Annotated in this window: 18 protein-coding genes; 3 read left to right on the top strand and 15 right to left on the bottom strand. The window is 43.0% G+C overall.

What is annotated here, in order from left to right:
• The 3 genes from AAGR14_RS15255 to AAGR14_RS15265 are packed head-to-tail and all read left to right on the top strand — an operon-like array spanning window position 1 to window position 1476.
• On the top strand, window positions 1-420 hold the full coding sequence (locus AAGR14_RS15255) for a hypothetical protein (protein ID WP_342645096.1): 420 nt from the start codon (window positions 1-3) through the stop codon (window positions 418-420).
• Window positions 407-1063 carry an SCO family protein gene (locus tag AAGR14_RS15260; protein ID WP_342645097.1) on the top strand — a complete coding sequence of 219 codons (657 nt, stop codon included), beginning with the start codon at window positions 407-409 and terminating at the stop codon, window positions 1061-1063. The genes AAGR14_RS15255 and AAGR14_RS15260 overlap by 14 nt, the downstream gene beginning before the upstream one ends.
• Entirely contained in the window at window positions 1060-1476 is a 417-nt protein-coding gene (locus AAGR14_RS15265) for a cytochrome c (protein ID WP_342645098.1), read from the top strand. The genes AAGR14_RS15260 and AAGR14_RS15265 overlap by 4 nt, the downstream gene beginning before the upstream one ends.
• Window positions 1477-1585: 109 nt before the next feature.
• Here AAGR14_RS15265 and murI read toward each other — a convergent pair whose 3' ends face one another.
• From murI to ubiE, 15 genes are all read right to left on the bottom strand, one after another.
• Entirely contained in the window at window positions 1586-2416 is an 831-nt protein-coding gene (murI, locus tag AAGR14_RS15270) for a glutamate racemase (protein WP_342645099.1), read from the bottom strand.
• 63 nt (window positions 2417-2479) lie between these two features.
• Entirely contained in the window at window positions 2480-2992 is a 513-nt protein-coding gene (locus AAGR14_RS15275; RefSeq protein ID WP_342645100.1) for an OmpH family outer membrane protein, read from the bottom strand.
• Window positions 2993-3040: 48 nt separating this feature from the next.
• Window positions 3041-3571, bottom strand: a complete 531-nt coding sequence (locus AAGR14_RS15280; protein WP_342645101.1) for an OmpH family outer membrane protein — start codon at window positions 3569-3571, stop codon at window positions 3041-3043.
• A 6-nt stretch (window positions 3572-3577) separates the two neighbouring features.
• Entirely contained in the window at window positions 3578-6124 is a 2547-nt protein-coding gene (gene bamA / locus AAGR14_RS15285) for an outer membrane protein assembly factor BamA (protein WP_342645102.1), read from the bottom strand.
• 64 nt (window positions 6125-6188) lie between these two features.
• Window positions 6189-6926, bottom strand: a complete 738-nt coding sequence (locus AAGR14_RS15290; RefSeq protein WP_342645103.1) for an isoprenyl transferase — start codon at window positions 6924-6926, stop codon at window positions 6189-6191.
• 308 nt (window positions 6927-7234) lie between these two features.
• Entirely contained in the window at window positions 7235-7387 is a 153-nt protein-coding gene (locus AAGR14_RS15295; RefSeq protein ID WP_342645104.1) for a hypothetical protein, read from the bottom strand.
• A gap of 24 nt (window positions 7388-7411) precedes the next feature.
• Entirely contained in the window at window positions 7412-7708 is a 297-nt protein-coding gene (locus AAGR14_RS15300; protein ID WP_342645105.1) for a biopolymer transporter ExbD, read from the bottom strand.
• A 301-nt stretch (window positions 7709-8009) separates the two neighbouring features.
• Window positions 8010-8792 (bottom strand): DUF6089 family protein, encoded by a 783-nt coding sequence (locus AAGR14_RS15305; RefSeq protein ID WP_342645106.1) that lies wholly within the window; start codon window positions 8790-8792, stop codon window positions 8010-8012.
• 9 nt (window positions 8793-8801) lie between these two features.
• Window positions 8802-9680, bottom strand: a complete 879-nt coding sequence (locus AAGR14_RS15310; protein WP_342645107.1) for an NAD kinase — start codon at window positions 9678-9680, stop codon at window positions 8802-8804.
• A 4-nt stretch (window positions 9681-9684) separates the two neighbouring features.
• Window positions 9685-10344 carry a CBS domain-containing protein gene (locus tag AAGR14_RS15315; RefSeq protein WP_342645108.1) on the bottom strand — a complete coding sequence of 220 codons (660 nt, stop codon included), beginning with the start codon at window positions 10342-10344 and terminating at the stop codon, window positions 9685-9687.
• Window positions 10345-10347: 3 nt separating this feature from the next.
• Entirely contained in the window at window positions 10348-11115 is a 768-nt protein-coding gene (locus AAGR14_RS15320) for an alpha/beta hydrolase (protein WP_342645109.1), read from the bottom strand.
• A gap of 121 nt (window positions 11116-11236) precedes the next feature.
• The gene (locus tag AAGR14_RS15325) at window positions 11237-11686 is read right to left on the bottom strand and encodes a GatB/YqeY domain-containing protein (RefSeq protein WP_342645110.1); all 450 of its coding nucleotides are present in this window, start codon (window positions 11684-11686) and stop codon (window positions 11237-11239) included.
• A gap of 147 nt (window positions 11687-11833) precedes the next feature.
• On the bottom strand, window positions 11834-12592 hold the full coding sequence (locus AAGR14_RS15330) for an SDR family NAD(P)-dependent oxidoreductase (protein ID WP_342645111.1): 759 nt from the start codon (window positions 12590-12592) through the stop codon (window positions 11834-11836).
• A 225-nt stretch (window positions 12593-12817) separates the two neighbouring features.
• On the bottom strand, window positions 12818-13549 hold the full coding sequence (locus tag AAGR14_RS15335) for an outer membrane beta-barrel protein (protein ID WP_342645112.1): 732 nt from the start codon (window positions 13547-13549) through the stop codon (window positions 12818-12820).
• Window positions 13550-14281 (bottom strand): bifunctional demethylmenaquinone methyltransferase/2-methoxy-6-polyprenyl-1,4-benzoquinol methylase UbiE, encoded by a 732-nt coding sequence (ubiE, locus tag AAGR14_RS15340; protein ID WP_342645113.1) that lies wholly within the window; start codon window positions 14279-14281, stop codon window positions 13550-13552. It abuts the gene before it with no gap.
• Window positions 14282-14432 lie beyond the last annotated feature (151 nt).

Below are 14432 nucleotides of genomic sequence, written 5' to 3' on the forward strand. Positions count from 1 at the left end.
ATGAATATAAAAACACTGGCCCTGCTGGCCGCCTCTGCATTACTATCAAGTGCCTGCACAGATACTAAAAAGCAGGAAAAAGATGCACTTAACGATGTGATTAAAATACATGACGAGGCCATGGCGAAAGATGAGCAGGCCGTTAAAAACAAAATGCTTTTAGATAGCCTGATAAAAAACAAAACCATCACCGACACAGTTCAAAGCGGCGTTGCTATCAAAGCCTTAACCGAAGCCGACCAAGGCATGGAGAAATGGATGCATCAGTTTAATGCTGATTATACCGGTAAATCGCACGAAGAGATTATACAGTATCTGCACGATCAAAAAAAACAGGTTAATCAAATGAACCAGCGTTTAACTGAAGCTGTTAATCAATCAAACCAAGTAATAACTACTACAAAAAATGAAATTAATTAATATAAGCATCGTTGGGCTGCTATTGTTAGCCGCCTGCAGCAACAATAAATCTGCCGACAAAACACTACCCATTTATGGCGAACGCGAACCGGTAACTAAAACCGTTAACGGAAAAACGGTTACCGATACTGTTTACCAAACCATACCTGCATTTAAATTTATAAATCAATACGGTACTGAGGTTACAGAGAAATCATTGGATAACGATATTTATGTGGCCGATTTCTTTTTTACCACCTGTCCGTCTATCTGCCCCATTATGCATCGTAATATGCTGAATGTATACCAGGAGTTTAAAAACACACCCGATGTTAAGATACTTTCGCATACCATAGACCCTAACCACGACAGTGTGGCTGTATTAAAAAAGTATGCTGATAATTTAGGCATATCGGGCAGTAGCTGGTGGTTTTTACAGGGGCCTAAAGAAACTACTTACAAACTGGCCGAAAGCTACTTGGTTACCGTGGCCGAGGATAAAAATGCCGCCGGCGGTTTGGTACATGCGGGTTATTTTATTTTAGTGGATAGACAAAAACGCATACGCGGCACCTATGATGGCACTAAACCCGAAGACACGCAAAAGTTGATTGCAGATATTAAAACCTTACAGGCCGAATACAAGAACAATAAAACAACATGAAGTTTAAGATCATAGCGGTGCTTTTGGGCTTTATCGGCATCATGGCCTACTCGTGCCAAAGCGAAGAAAAAATTGAGTTTATGCGCTATTATACCGCAGGGCAAGAACTTTACAAAACTCATTGCCAAAACTGCCATGGCCAAAACGGAGAAGGTTTGGCCGCTTTAATTCCGCCATTGACGGATGCGGCTTACCTTAAACAGCACCGCACCCAGTTGGCCTGCTACGTAAAAAATGGATTAAAGCTCCCTATTTTGGTAAATGGCAAAGCTTATAATGGCCAGATGCCACCTGCCACTCTGGCCTCTGTTGAAATTGCCCAAGTGCTCACCTACATTCAAAACTCGTTCGGCAACAAGGCCGGCCTGCACAATATTGAAGAGGTAAATACCGAGGTGAGCAAGTGTGAGTAGTTCGTTGGTTCGTTGGTTAATTAGGCAAATCAACTCACTTTCTTCATGTTTGATTTCTGACACACTGTTTCACTAATCAATTAATGAACTAATTAACCAATGAACCAACTTACTTTAACGACACATACTCAGACTTAACCGGCGCCGAAAAAAACATGGAGGCGTGCTGGTCGAAGTCGGCGGTGTCGTCACTGCTGGTGAAGAAATGACGGGTACCGTTGCGAGTAATTTGATCGTTGATTTCGGGGTGGCGGTGCAAATAGTCTTGCAGGCTGGCAGCTACAATATCACCCTGGGCAACTACCTGTATGCTCTCGGGCAAATGAGCTTTAATTTTATCCTGCAATAACGGATAATGTGTGCAAGCCAGCAATAGTGTATCAATATCAGCCGAACGGCTTAACAACTCGTCAAGATACTGCTTTACATAATAATCAGCACCGGGTTTATCATATTCTCCGTTCTCAATTAATGGTACCCACAAAGGGCAAGCCTGTTGATAGACTTGTACCTCCGGAAAAAACTTTGCAATTTCAATAGCATACGATTCGGATTGTACGGTGCCTTTAGTACCCAGTACGCCAATGTTGCCGGTTTTAGTGTAGTTGCCTATCACTTCTGCCGTAGGCCTAATTACACCCAAAACCCGCTTGTCATTATACCTGCCTGGCATATCGCGTTGCTGTATGGTGCGCAGGGCTTTAGCCGATGCGGTATTACAAGCGAGAATAACAAGAGGACACCCTTGCTCAAATAACCATTGTACACACTCCCAGGTGTATTGATGAATGGTTTTGAACGAACGATTACCATAAGGTGCACGGCTGTTATCGCCCAGGTAGATATAGTCGTACTGCGGCAACTGCCCGGCAATAGACCGAAAAACCGTCAGTCCGCCAATACCTGAGTCAAATATGCCGATAGGGCTTGTAGCTTGCATAGGCCAAAAATAAAAAAAGCGGAACACAATGTTCCGCTTTCATTTGTACCGTGTTGGTTAATACTATTTGATACCTAATTTCAGTTTCACAGCTGCTAACAAATCGTCGCCGGCAGGTGATACCAAAAGGTTAGTTGAGCCTGAGTCGATTACATAAGTATAGCCTTTTTCTTTAGCTACGGCGTTAACAGCCAATTTAGCTTTATCAAAAAGCGGTTTACCTAACTCGTTTCTTTTTTGCTCTACTTTTTGAGTAGCAGTTTGGTTAAAATCCTGTAATCTCTTGTTGATGTCGTTTAATTCAGTCTGAGCAGCTGTACGGGCAGCATCAGTCATCGTAGCTTGGCTTTTTTCGTAAGCAGCGCCTTTAGTTTGCAATTCATTTTGCATGTTTTGCATTTGGTCCATAAAGGTTTTTGAGTATGCCTGTAACTGAGTGCTTACTGTTTTAGTTTCTGGCATGGCATCAATTACCTGGTTAAAGTCAAGGTAACCAATTTTGCTTTGTGCTTTCGCGAAACCCGCCGTCAACATCATGAAACCTGCAACTAAAGCAACTTTAAATAATTTTTTCATTCTTCTTTCGTCTGTGTTTAATCGTGTGCTATTTTAATCAAAATAAATTTACTTTGCAAAAGTACCTGGCTTTAATCCAAGTTTGGTAATTACCGCATCGCTTTTGTTATAACGCGGATTGGTGTACAGCATTATCACCTCGCTGTTTTTATCAAATACCATATCCAGATTTTCGCCTTCGGCCATTGCTTGTATAGCTTTAGACACTCTTTCCTGAATTGGTTTAACCAGTGTACCACTGCGTTGAGCTAATTCGCCATCCGGACCAAATTTAGAGCGCTGAAAATCTTTGGCGGCCTTCTCTTTATCTACAATTTCTCCTTCGCGGCGTTTTCTCATATCAGCTGTCATCAGCACCTGGTCGGCCTGGTAGGCTTTATACAACCGGTCAATCTCCTGAAAACGACCGTCAACCTCACGCTGCCATTGTTCAGATAGTGCTGCTAACTGTTTTTGTGATGACGCATACTCCGGGATATGTTTCAGAATGTAGTCAGAATCTACATAGGCAAACCGCTGTGCAAAGGCACCAGTTAAGCCCAATAAGATAAGCGATAACGTTATTAATATTTTTTTCATCATTAATTAATTAAATCCTCCGTTTAAGCTTTGTGCGATAGAGAAGTGAAACTGCCCTTTGTTAGCACCTGGTATACCTGGTATAGCATCGAAACCATAACCATAATCCAAGCCCAGCAAACCAAAAATAGGCAAAAATATACGTGCTCCCACACCGGCCGAACGACGGATATTAAACGGATTATAATCTCTAAAATTGTTCCATGCGTTACCGCCTTCAGCAAAAGTAAGTAAGAAAATTGTGGCCGACTGACTTTGAATAACAGGGTAACGTAACTCAAGCGTAAACTTGTTATAAATAGGGCTACCAGGGTTGGTATCAGCATTGTAATTACTGCCTACCGGCACGATAGAGAAGTTTTGATAACCGCGTAAACCGATGATCTCGCTACCCTGTAAAAACTGATAAGTTGCCATACCGTCACCACCCAGTTTAAAACGCTCAAAAGGCGACTGGCCAACTAACTTGTTATAGCTACCTAGGAAACCGAAACGGGTTTGCGACATCAGCACCAGTTTACCAGCAATACGGGTAAACCATTGTGCGTCAAATTTCCATTTGTGATACTCTACAAATTTGTAACGCTCCTCTGGTGTTGCAATACGGTAGTTGGTGTTATTAAACAACGAATATGGAGGCGTAACCTGCAAAGTGAAACGGATATTTGATCCGCTGGTTGGATAAATTGGCACATCCAGCGAGTTACGGCTTAACTCTTGCGTTAATTTGATGTTGTAAGACGTACCGGTAGTAAATAAATAGCCCGGGTAACGGTCCAGGTTGTAATGGTCAAAGTTTAATGAGTAGTTTAACTGGAAGTAGTTATCAGGCCAGTTTAAACGCTTACCTAAAGTTACACCAATACCGTTGATGCGCAGATAATTGTACAAAGGGTTATCTTTAGCATAAAATCGGCCTGATGAGCTTAACTGCGTATAGGCCGACAAGCTGAAGAAGATAGGCTTTTTACCACCTAACCAGGGCTCAGAAAAAGTAAATGAAAAGTTTTGGTAGTTTTTACCGTTAGCCTGGCCACGTAAGCTTAACTTTTGGCCATCGCCTTTGGGCAGCGGTTTGTAAGCCTTACCATTAAACAAGTTGCGTACCGAGAAGTTGTTGAACGTTAAGCCCAACGTACCTACCAGCTGACCACCACCAAAACCACCCGAAAGCTCAATTTGATCTGATGGCTTTTCAACTACGTTATAAATAATATCTACCGTACCATCATTAGGGTTAATGTTAGTTGGCTTAGGGTCCATCTTCTGCTCGTCGAAGTTGCCTAACTGCGAAAGCTGACGGGTACTGCGTACAATAGCAGTTTTAGAAAACTTTTGACCAGGTTTGGTGGCTAACTCACGCAACACTACCCTATCGTTGGTTACATCGTTACCTTTTACCGATACGCGGTTAATGGTGTATTGTGCACCCTCATATATACGGATGTTAAGGTCGATGGTATCATTATAAATACGGGTTTGTACCGCTTCTGAGGTAAAGGTCAGGTATCCGTCGTCCAGATAAAGCGAGTTTACATCTTGTCCGTCCGGACCGCCGCCGCTTAGACGTTTGCCCAAATCTTCTTCACTAAATACATCTCCTTTTTTGATGCGGAGCACACGGTTCAAAAATTCTGTAGGGTAACGCGCATTGCCGGCCCAGGTAATATTACCAAAATAATATTTAGGTCCTTCGTATACTTTAATCTTTACATTGACTGACTCATCATCATGACGCCAAACCGAATCGCTCAAAATTTCGGCATCACGGTAACCCTTCGATTGCATTTTCTCTACCAGCGCTACCTTATCTTCTTCGTACTGGTCTTGCTTAAACTTTTTAGAACCGAATATATTATAAAACCGGCGTTTACGGGTTTTAGGCAAAAACTTGCGCAAGGTAGCCACGCTAAAAGCTTTGTTGCCCTCAAAAATAACGTCGTTTATTTTTACCTTTTTCTTTTTATCAACGGCAACGTTCAAGATTACGCTATTAGAGTCGGCCGGGTCACGTTGTTGTTTGATATTAACGGTTGTGTTTAAATAGCCTTTTTCATTAAAATGTTTTTTAATGATAGCTGTAGTAGTGCTTAACAGGTTTTCGTTTACAATTTTACCGGTTTTATCATTCAGCTTTTTCTGCACATCCTCAATCTCACCCTTACGTAAGCCGCTTAATCTTAAGCGGGATAAACGTGGGCGCTCCGATACCTGTATTTCCAGATAAACAGTATCCAGGTTAATTTTGGTGATGTTTAACTGCACATCATCAAATAAACCCTGTGACCACATGTTTTTAAGCACGTTGGCCGATGCCTCGCCAGGCAGGTTAATACGATCGCCTTTGCTTATTTTGGCAATCTGCAGCAACACGTCTTTATCCAAATACTTTGTACCGGCAACAGATACACCGCCAATAATATAATCTTTAGGATTGAGATAGCTTAAGCTGTCGGCCGGGATTGACTTTTGCAGCCTGATGCTGTTGCTCACTTGCGCAAACGTCGCCGTGCTTATTATAGAAAAAAGAATAGCAAAAAAGAATTTATTCATCCGAATATTTTGTGGCGCTAAAGTAATTTAAACGTTTGTTAAAATTTGTTAAAAGAAAATTTAGTTACACCTGTTCGCTGGTTTTACCAAAGCGGCGCTCGCGCTTTTGGTAGTCTAAAACGGCCTCAAACAGGTCCTCGCGTCTGAAATCGGGCCAAAGCTTTGGCGTAAAGTAAAGCTCTGCATAGGCTATCTGCCATAAAAGGTAATTGCTAACCCGGTACTCTCCGCTGGTTCTGATCAGCAACTCCGGATCGGGCAAATCGTGAGTATATAAATTTTGTGCAAATACTTCTTCGGTAATATCTTCAGGGTTTAGTTTTCCGTCTTTTACCTGCTGCGCAATGTTTTTTGCTGCCACCGTCATTTCGCGCCTAGAGCCATAGCTGATGGCAAGCGTCATGGTGATGCCGGTGTTATCTTTGGTTTTCTCTTTGGCGTTATCCAGCTCTTTTAAACACCTTGGCGGGAGCTGATCCAGGTCGCCGATAGCACTTAGCTTAACGTTATTTTTCATCATCTGCGCAACCTCCCTGCTTAGAGCGGTTACCAGCAATTCCATGATAGCGCTTACCTCGAACTTCGGGCGGTTCCAGTTTTCGGCCGAAAATGTATATAGCGTAATGTACTTTACACCGATATCATCAGCGGCCTCAACCGCTTCCCTAACCGACTTTACGCCATTATGGTGACCAAATATCCGGAGTTTACCAAAGCCTTTGGCCCAGCGGCCATTGCCATCCATGATAACGGCTATATGTTTTGGAACCCTCGATAGGTCTATTTGATCCTGATAACCCATAATTTTAATAATTGCGGCCGTTTAGCTTCCCGGTGCGTTAGCTGGCTCACTATAATATATGAGCACGGCAACCGGCGCCAGTGTGTTTTTTAATTAATTTCCTTGCTTAATAATGAGTTATGTGCACAGGACATACCTCGCCAAATCTCAATTTTTCAGGGTACAAAGGTAAAACTATACTTTGATTTTTTTATTATGCTTAAACAAAAAGAATGTAGCATTGTAACAGGCAAACCGGCAGCGCGCCTGTCATAAAAAAAGGCAGCCCCTCTTTAGAAAGGCTGCCTTGCAATAGAACTACTATATTACTAATAAATCGCTTTTTCTTTAAGCAGGTTTACATCCTCGCCGCTGATGTTCACAATAGCATAACGGTCACTGTTGGTAATGTTCAGTTCATCAATAGCATCTACCAGGTTGGCATAGATAGAGTGGTCGCTCGGTTTTATAAGTACCATCATGTCTTTACCTGTATTTGCTAATATTTAATCACGGTTTTCAATCAGCACCTTGCGTAAGCCTGCTTTGGTAAAATCTACCACTGCGGGTGATGCCTTTTCGGCAAGCCCCTGGTACCACATTACTTTATTATTACTGCCTAAACATAAAGTTACGGTACGCTTATCGCTTACCTGCCCCCTATCCGGTCCGTCGTCGGGCATGGCTAACGGCATTGCCTTAGATTTAGACAAGGTAGTGGTCAGCATAAAAAAGGTGACCAGCAAAAACGCTAGGTCAACCATGGCGGCAAGGTCAACCCGGATGTTTTTAGGTTGACGCACATTTTTACCATCATTTTTTCCGGGGGAAGAATTTAGCTCAGCTATAATGTTATTGGTTATTGGTTATTGGTTATTGGTTATTGGTTATTGGTTATTGGTTATTGGTTTAAGCCAATTTAAAGAATATAGTTTTAATTAATTGTCTTTTACAGAATTTTATTCTGATAATAAATTTATCTTAGGATAAAATTTTATTTTGAGATAAATTATCACGTCATGTAAGAAAACATGGCTTTGCCGGCCCGCTTGGACTTGGAACTCTAATACATCAAACAGGAAATCAGTAAATATCCCGGTTAAGTTACCGGTAAAAGCATTTGGAGTTGAGGATGGTATAAGTGATACCGATAGAATAGACCATATAAGTATCAAAATTGCGCAAGTCGCCGCGTTGGGTACCGGGACCACCTATCTTGTTAACTGACCGGTCCGACAGATCATAAGCTGTCCGCGTGCTATAGGCCGACTGTGGTGCATAATAACCACTCACATCATCGAGGTAATCGGTCATGGCAGTGCGATAACCAATGTCAAACGTTATCCCTAAACTGCGCCAGGGATTGTATTTAATGCCGGCACCTATAGGTATTGACAAAACAGTGCTTTTATATGGCTTAATCTGGCCTTCGGTCATCAGCGGCGCCAAATCATACGTTTGGCCCTGGTATATGGCTTGCGGCTTATAATTTACAGCTGCAATACCGCCGTATATAAAAGGTGTAAATTTATGAATGCCGTCGCCGGGCAAGTACTCAAAAAAATTAAATTCGCCTACCAGCGCAACTTCATTTAAGGGAGTAAAAAAGCTAAGGTTACGGTCGCGCTGCTGCTGGTATGCAGATGTACTGTCGGCGCCTTCTATCTGTGCTCTGATGTAGCTGGCTTTGAGCGACAAATGACTGTTAAAGTTGTATCGCAGAGACACGCCGGCGGCAATACCACTTACCTGCAACACATTGCGCTGATTTAGATCTCCCTGGTAGCCCGAAGCGCCTAACTGGGCGCCTACCTCCCATTGCTGGGCGTTGAGCCGCACGGCGCTTATCAGCAAGAGCAAAAAAAGGCATACAGCTATACGGGGCATGCCACAAATTTAATAATTACGGGCATCCAAACCCCATAATAATTTATTTCTCAGGGTGGTTAAATAACTTTCATTGTTCAGGCGGATTAAGTTTAACTGAAACCCTGCCTTGCGGATATCAAACTTAATGTTAGTATCAATTACTGCCGTGCGCGAATCGCACGAAATTAAATAATTGGCGCTTCGCGTTTCAACTTCAAAGGTGAGTGTACAGGAGTCGGGTAACACAATAGGCCTCACATTAAGATTGTGAGGCGATACCGGCGTAACCACAATAGTGTCAGTTTGGGGATAGATGATGGGCCCCCCGCAACTTAGCGAGTAAGCCGTAGAACCTGTGGCCGTAGAGATAATAATACCATCGCCCCAGTAAGTGTTTAAAAACTCCCCATCGAGGTAGGCATGCATGGTAATCATGGCCGAGTCGTCGCGCTTATGGATGGTGATATCGTTAAGCGCAAAGTTGTTCTCACCAAAAATCTCGGCGTCAGAGCAAATGCAGATCAGCTCGCGTGCTTCGGTAGTAAACTGCTGGGTGAGCACTGCATGCATGGCCGCAGCAATGTCGTTTTTATTAACGCTGGCTAAAAAGCCCAACCGGCCAAAATTGATACCAATAACCGGTATACCGCTATCGCGAATCAGGGTTACCATATCCAGTAAGGTACCGTCGCCGCCCAAGGTGATCACCAAATTAATCAAGCCGGCCAGTGGCTGGCCTTTTTCTAACACGCAACAGGTTTGCATGTTAATGCGGCCTTCTAAAATACCTTTGAGCTGGTAATGCACGTATACCTTCGCGTCGTGTTGTGCCAGGGCATCAAACACCTGCTGTATGTAAGGTAAAACGGTGTCGTTAAACTGCCTGCCGTATACTAATATATTCATGCAATTACATGTTGAGATAATTCATGAACGACTCAAAACGGTTCATCGAATCATCATCTCCATCATTATGATTAAAGGTTGCCTTTACGTCATACCCGTAACGTAAAAAGGCGGCATTAATTGAAGATATATCGGGCTTGTTTAACTTCAGGGTAACCTCCAGCCGGGTTGATTCGGGGAATGCCTTAACGTAAGAACTTAATATCTGTGCATTATCAGACTCTACAATCTGCGCCATTTGCGACATGGCGTTGTTGTTGTTGCTTACTTCGAGCACAATAATACCGCCGGGCTGTGCTATGGCTGCAATGTCGGCAAAGAAGCTGTTCATTGCCGCGGCATTAATTACGCCTGTATAATTTTTAGCGGCATCCAGCACGGGTACTAAAGTCAGCTGTCCTTCGTAAAACAAACGGACTACATCATAAGCATGCTGATCTTCGTACACAAAATTATTAACGTGCAGCTGCGGTACCGATGATACCGGCATCAGATGATCGGGTTCGGTTATATCTGCCTCGGCTAATAAACCTAAAAACACATGATCGTTCACAACAGGCAGATGCCGTACACGAAATTCAACCATACGGTCAAGCGCAAGCTGTATGGTGTCGGTAATGGTTACCGCTGGTATCTTATCGGCAGCTAACTCTATTGCAAGCATATGTTAAACTTTTAATTTAATGTGTTCTAAATAATCTCTTAAATTGGCGTTAAATTCTTCGGGACGCTCCATCATAGGAGCATGACCGCAATGATCAATCCAATATAATTTAGAATCGGGGAGCAATTGGTTAAACTCAACCGCTACCTCAGGTGGTGTAATTTTATCATTCCGCCCCCAGATAAGACCAACAGGTATGGTTATCTTGTGCAGCTCTTTGCCCATATTGTGCCTGATAGCCGACTTTGCCATAGCCAGCAAACGCACTACTTTTGACCGGTCGTTGATGAGGATAAATACTTCATCAATTAAATCTTTGGTAGCCGTAGCCGGATCGTAAAACGTATATTCTACTTTTCCTTTCACAAACTCGTAATTCTCGCGGCGCGGAAAAGAACCGCCAAAAGCGTTTTCATACAAGCCCGAGCTACCGGTTAAAACCAGCGACTTCAACCTTTCCGGATGATTTACTGCGTAAATCAAACCTGCATGCCCTCCTAATGAATTGCCTACTAAGGTAATATTATTCAGGTCTTTATGTTTGATAAAGCGATGCACCTCTTTTGAAATAGTTCTGACACCAGTGGTTATCAAAGGCAAATCAAATATGGGCAGCATGGGCAAAATTACCCGGTAATCATCTTTAAATTCATCAATTACAGCTTCCCAGTTGCTTAAAGACCCCATCAGGCCGTGCAGTAACAACAACACCTCCCCCTGGCCTTCGTCTATATATATAAATCCTTTTTCTTCCTTAAGCACGTATTTCATGTCGGGGCGCGATAATCTTATATAACTTCAAATTCAATGCATTACGACAACTGTTACCAGCAACCTGCACGGCAATAAAATTAGTTTTTTGTAGCAGAGTTTTAACAATTAAACAAATTATTTAGGCAAGCAATTGTTTTACCACCTCAGATATAGTTTTACCATCGGCTTTGCCGGCCAGTTCTTTATTGGCCGTCCCCATCACCTTGCCCATATCTTTTACTGATGTTGCACCTACCCTGCTGATCACATCTTTTATAAATACTTCAATCTCGGCCTTATCCATCTGCTTGGGCAGGTAAGCTTCAATTACTTCCATTTCCTCTTTCTCTATCTGGTACAAATCAGGGCGGTTTTGTGCCTCGTAAATGTCCGCAGACTCCTTGCGTTGTTTAACCAGCTTTTGCAGCACCTTAATTTCGGTTTCTTCATTGATATCTTCGGTCGCACCCTTTTCGGTTTTTGCGAGTAAAAGGGCAGATTTAATGGCACGCAAACCACGCAGCTTAGCTTCCTGCTTAGCCAGCATGGCCTGTTTAATATCCTGATTTATTCTATCGGTTAATGACATTTTATGTTTAGTTGATTGGTTTATCAGTTAATTAGTTGAGTAGTTGCTTTTGATTGATAAGCTTGTAGAGGTAAGTGCTTCATTAATTACATAGACAGATATCCATGCAGGCAACAACTCAACTACTCAATCTATCAACCGCCAAACTTACTTTCTATGAATTAATGTTCCGGTTGCCTGTGCAGTTGGCATCAGCACCAAATCGTTGATGTTAACGTGTGCCGGGCGCGAGGCTACGTACCAAATCGTTTCGGCAACATCGGCCGGTGTAAGCGGCGTGAAACCTTCATATACTTTTTTTGCACGGTCTTTATCGCCTTTAAAACGCACTTCAGAAAACTCGGTTTCTACTGCGCCGGGATGCACGGCGGTTACCTTAATACCATGCGGCAATAAATCAATCCGCATGCCCTGGTTAAGCGCATCAACGGCAGCCTTGGTAGCGCAATACACATTACCATTAGCATATACGTTTTTACCTGCAATCGAACCCAAATTAATAATATGCCCGTAGCCATTATCAATCATCCAGTTAGATACAATTTTGCTTACATAAAGTAAACCTTTAATATTGGTATCTATCATGGTATCCCAATCTTCGTATGTGCCTTTTTGGATAGGGTCTAAGCCCTGGCTTAAGCCCGCGTTGTTCACCAGCACATCTACCTTCTTCATTTCATCGGGCAACGTGTCTAAGTGGTGCATTACCTGCTCTTTTACCCGAATATCAAACGCAGCTACGGCAATGCGCACATTGTAATCAGTGTTTAAACGCTGCGCCAGCTGGTCGAGCCGGTCTTGACGGCGGCCTGTTAAAATCAAGTCATACCCTTCGCGGGCAAAAAGGTGTGCACAGGCCTCGCCTATTCCGGCTGTAGCTCCTGTTATTAATGCAATTTTAGCCATAGGTGATTAACTAACACCGGCGAAATTATGTTTTTTATTAAATAAAGAAGCGTGCGGATTACCTTATGCGCCGGATTAGTTTACCTGCGAACACATAAATGACTGTTAAATAACATTTTGAGCAGATGTTGATTTCTGCACATTCAACAAAAGCTTTTTGGACTGTTGCAAGGCTGCGGCTTGCGGCGTGATGACTCGTCGGACTTTACCTGAAACTTAAACCCTCTACTCAAAGTGCAGGCTAAACATAATTTGGTGCAGAAACAACTTATCAATAGGCGACGACAGCGGGTTAGTGCCCTGTATCAAAAGATTACCCATCGAATTGGCTATTTTTAATTCGGGCGACATTTTAAAATACTGGAAATAAATGTCACAACCGATGCCTGCTTCGTACGATGCAAAATTGCGGGTGTTTAATATTTTGCGTTGCAGAAAGTCCTGATTTAAATCTTCTTTTTGCTTGCTGATGGCCATCGAATATTTTACACCGCCCACCAGATAAGCCCTGACGTTGCCCACTTTGTCCGATTTAATTTTTAAAAGCAATGGCACATCTACAGTAGTAGCCTGCACCTGGCGTACGGTGTTATCGGACGGGTTGTAAAACGTATAATTTAATTCGCGGTCGGCAAAAACCAGCGCGGGCGTTAATCTTGCTTCTAAATGCTCGGTCAGGCTATATCTGCTAATGAAGCCAACAGCAAATCCGGGCGTTCTGCGCGAACTGATCGCAGCTATACCACTGGTCAAAGGGGGGCCGTAAGGGTCGTCTGGATTTTGTAAAGGCTGTTGCCAGTATGGTTGCCTGATTACCTTATAATATTGTTGAATAGCCTGAAAAGAGAAGCCGAAACTGATTTTGTTTTGGTCGGCACCACCACCCCAGCCTTGTGCCCTGGCCTGCGTAAACGAAGCCAGCACCAGTACCCACAGAATGACTTTTTTAAATTGCATTTATTTTACGCCTGTATAAATAGAACAGATGCCAAAGGCCAGCGGCCGGTTTTTAGTTTGCTTGTAACCCACTTTGTTCATCAGCGCCACAAAATCTTTCCCGTCCGGAAAAGCGGCTACCGACTCGGGCAGGTACGAGTAAGCACGCGAATCTTTTGAAAAAAGCTTACCAATACCTGGCGTAATATAATGAAAGTAAAAGTTATACAATTGCTTAACCGGAAAAACACGGGGTTTAGAAAACTCCAGTACTACCACCTTTCCGCCCGGCTTTAAAACCCGCAGCATATCGGCCAGGCCGGTTTCCAGGTTTTCGAAGTTACGCACACCGTAAGCTACTGTGATGGCCTCAAATTCGTTATCGGTAAAAGGCAGCTTTTCAGAATCGCCCAAACGCACTTCAAACTTATCGCTCAAGTTGCGCTTTTTTATTTTTTGCTTCGCGACATCCAGCATTCCGGCCGAGATATCAACACCCACAATTTTTTCGGGTTTAAGAATAGACAGCGCCTCAAAGGCAAAATCGCCGGTGCCAGTGGCCACGTCTAATATGCGTTTAGGCTTCAGGGTCTTTAGCTCGTTAATGGCAATTTTACGCCAGATGATGTCGATACCCAAAGACATAAAATGATTTAAAAAATCGTATGTTTTGGATATGTTGTTAAACATATCAGCTACCTGTTCTTTTTTGGTAACCTGCGTATTTTGATATGGCGTTACAGACTTACTCATTGGGCAGTAAAGATAGCGAATTATATGGTTTGAACTTTAATAATGCACACCCAACAGTATGCCCTATTTAAAGTTTGACGCATCATTCACATACCCACCCAAAACGACAATGCCGCCTGAACAAACCGTTAAACGGTCGCTCAGGCGGGCA

Source organism: Mucilaginibacter sp. CSA2-8R (assembly GCF_038806765.1).
Classification (GTDB): Bacteria; Bacteroidota; Bacteroidia; order Sphingobacteriales; family Sphingobacteriaceae; genus Mucilaginibacter.

What these genes read in the sequence shown, in the direction of transcription:
- AAGR14_RS15255 (WP_342645096.1), top strand. Translation starts at nt 1, where the DNA reads ATGAATATAAAAACACTGGCCCTGCTGGCCGCCTCTGCATTACTATCA.
- AAGR14_RS15260 (WP_342645097.1), top strand. Translation starts at nt 407, where the DNA reads ATGAAATTAATTAATATAAGCATCGTTGGGCTGCTATTGTTAGCCGCC.
- AAGR14_RS15265 (WP_342645098.1), top strand. Translation starts at nt 1,060, where the DNA reads ATGAAGTTTAAGATCATAGCGGTGCTTTTGGGCTTTATCGGCATCATG.
- murI (WP_342645099.1), bottom strand. Translation starts at nt 2,416, where the DNA reads ATGCAAGCTACAAGCCCTATCGGCATATTTGACTCAGGTATTGGCGGA.
- AAGR14_RS15275 (WP_342645100.1), bottom strand. Translation starts at nt 2,992, where the DNA reads ATGAAAAAATTATTTAAAGTTGCTTTAGTTGCAGGTTTCATGATGTTG.
- AAGR14_RS15280 (WP_342645101.1), bottom strand. Translation starts at nt 3,571, where the DNA reads ATGAAAAAAATATTAATAACGTTATCGCTTATCTTATTGGGCTTAACT.
- bamA (WP_342645102.1), bottom strand. Translation starts at nt 6,124, where the DNA reads ATGAATAAATTCTTTTTTGCTATTCTTTTTTCTATAATAAGCACGGCG.
- AAGR14_RS15290 (WP_342645103.1), bottom strand. Translation starts at nt 6,926, where the DNA reads ATGGGTTATCAGGATCAAATAGACCTATCGAGGGTTCCAAAACATATA.
- AAGR14_RS15295 (WP_342645104.1), bottom strand. Translation starts at nt 7,387, where the DNA reads ATGATGGTACTTATAAAACCGAGCGACCACTCTATCTATGCCAACCTG.
- AAGR14_RS15305 (WP_342645106.1), bottom strand. Translation starts at nt 8,792, where the DNA reads ATGCCCCGTATAGCTGTATGCCTTTTTTTGCTCTTGCTGATAAGCGCC.
- AAGR14_RS15310 (WP_342645107.1), bottom strand. Translation starts at nt 9,680, where the DNA reads ATGAATATATTAGTATACGGCAGGCAGTTTAACGACACCGTTTTACCT.
- AAGR14_RS15315 (WP_342645108.1), bottom strand. Translation starts at nt 10,344, where the DNA reads ATGCTTGCAATAGAGTTAGCTGCCGATAAGATACCAGCGGTAACCATT.
- AAGR14_RS15320 (WP_342645109.1), bottom strand. Translation starts at nt 11,115, where the DNA reads ATGAAATACGTGCTTAAGGAAGAAAAAGGATTTATATATATAGACGAA.
- AAGR14_RS15325 (WP_342645110.1), bottom strand. Translation starts at nt 11,686, where the DNA reads ATGTCATTAACCGATAGAATAAATCAGGATATTAAACAGGCCATGCTG.
- AAGR14_RS15330 (WP_342645111.1), bottom strand. Translation starts at nt 12,592, where the DNA reads ATGGCTAAAATTGCATTAATAACAGGAGCTACAGCCGGAATAGGCGAG.
- AAGR14_RS15335 (WP_342645112.1), bottom strand. Translation starts at nt 13,549, where the DNA reads ATGCAATTTAAAAAAGTCATTCTGTGGGTACTGGTGCTGGCTTCGTTT.
- ubiE (WP_342645113.1), bottom strand. Translation starts at nt 14,281, where the DNA reads ATGAGTAAGTCTGTAACGCCATATCAAAATACGCAGGTTACCAAAAAA.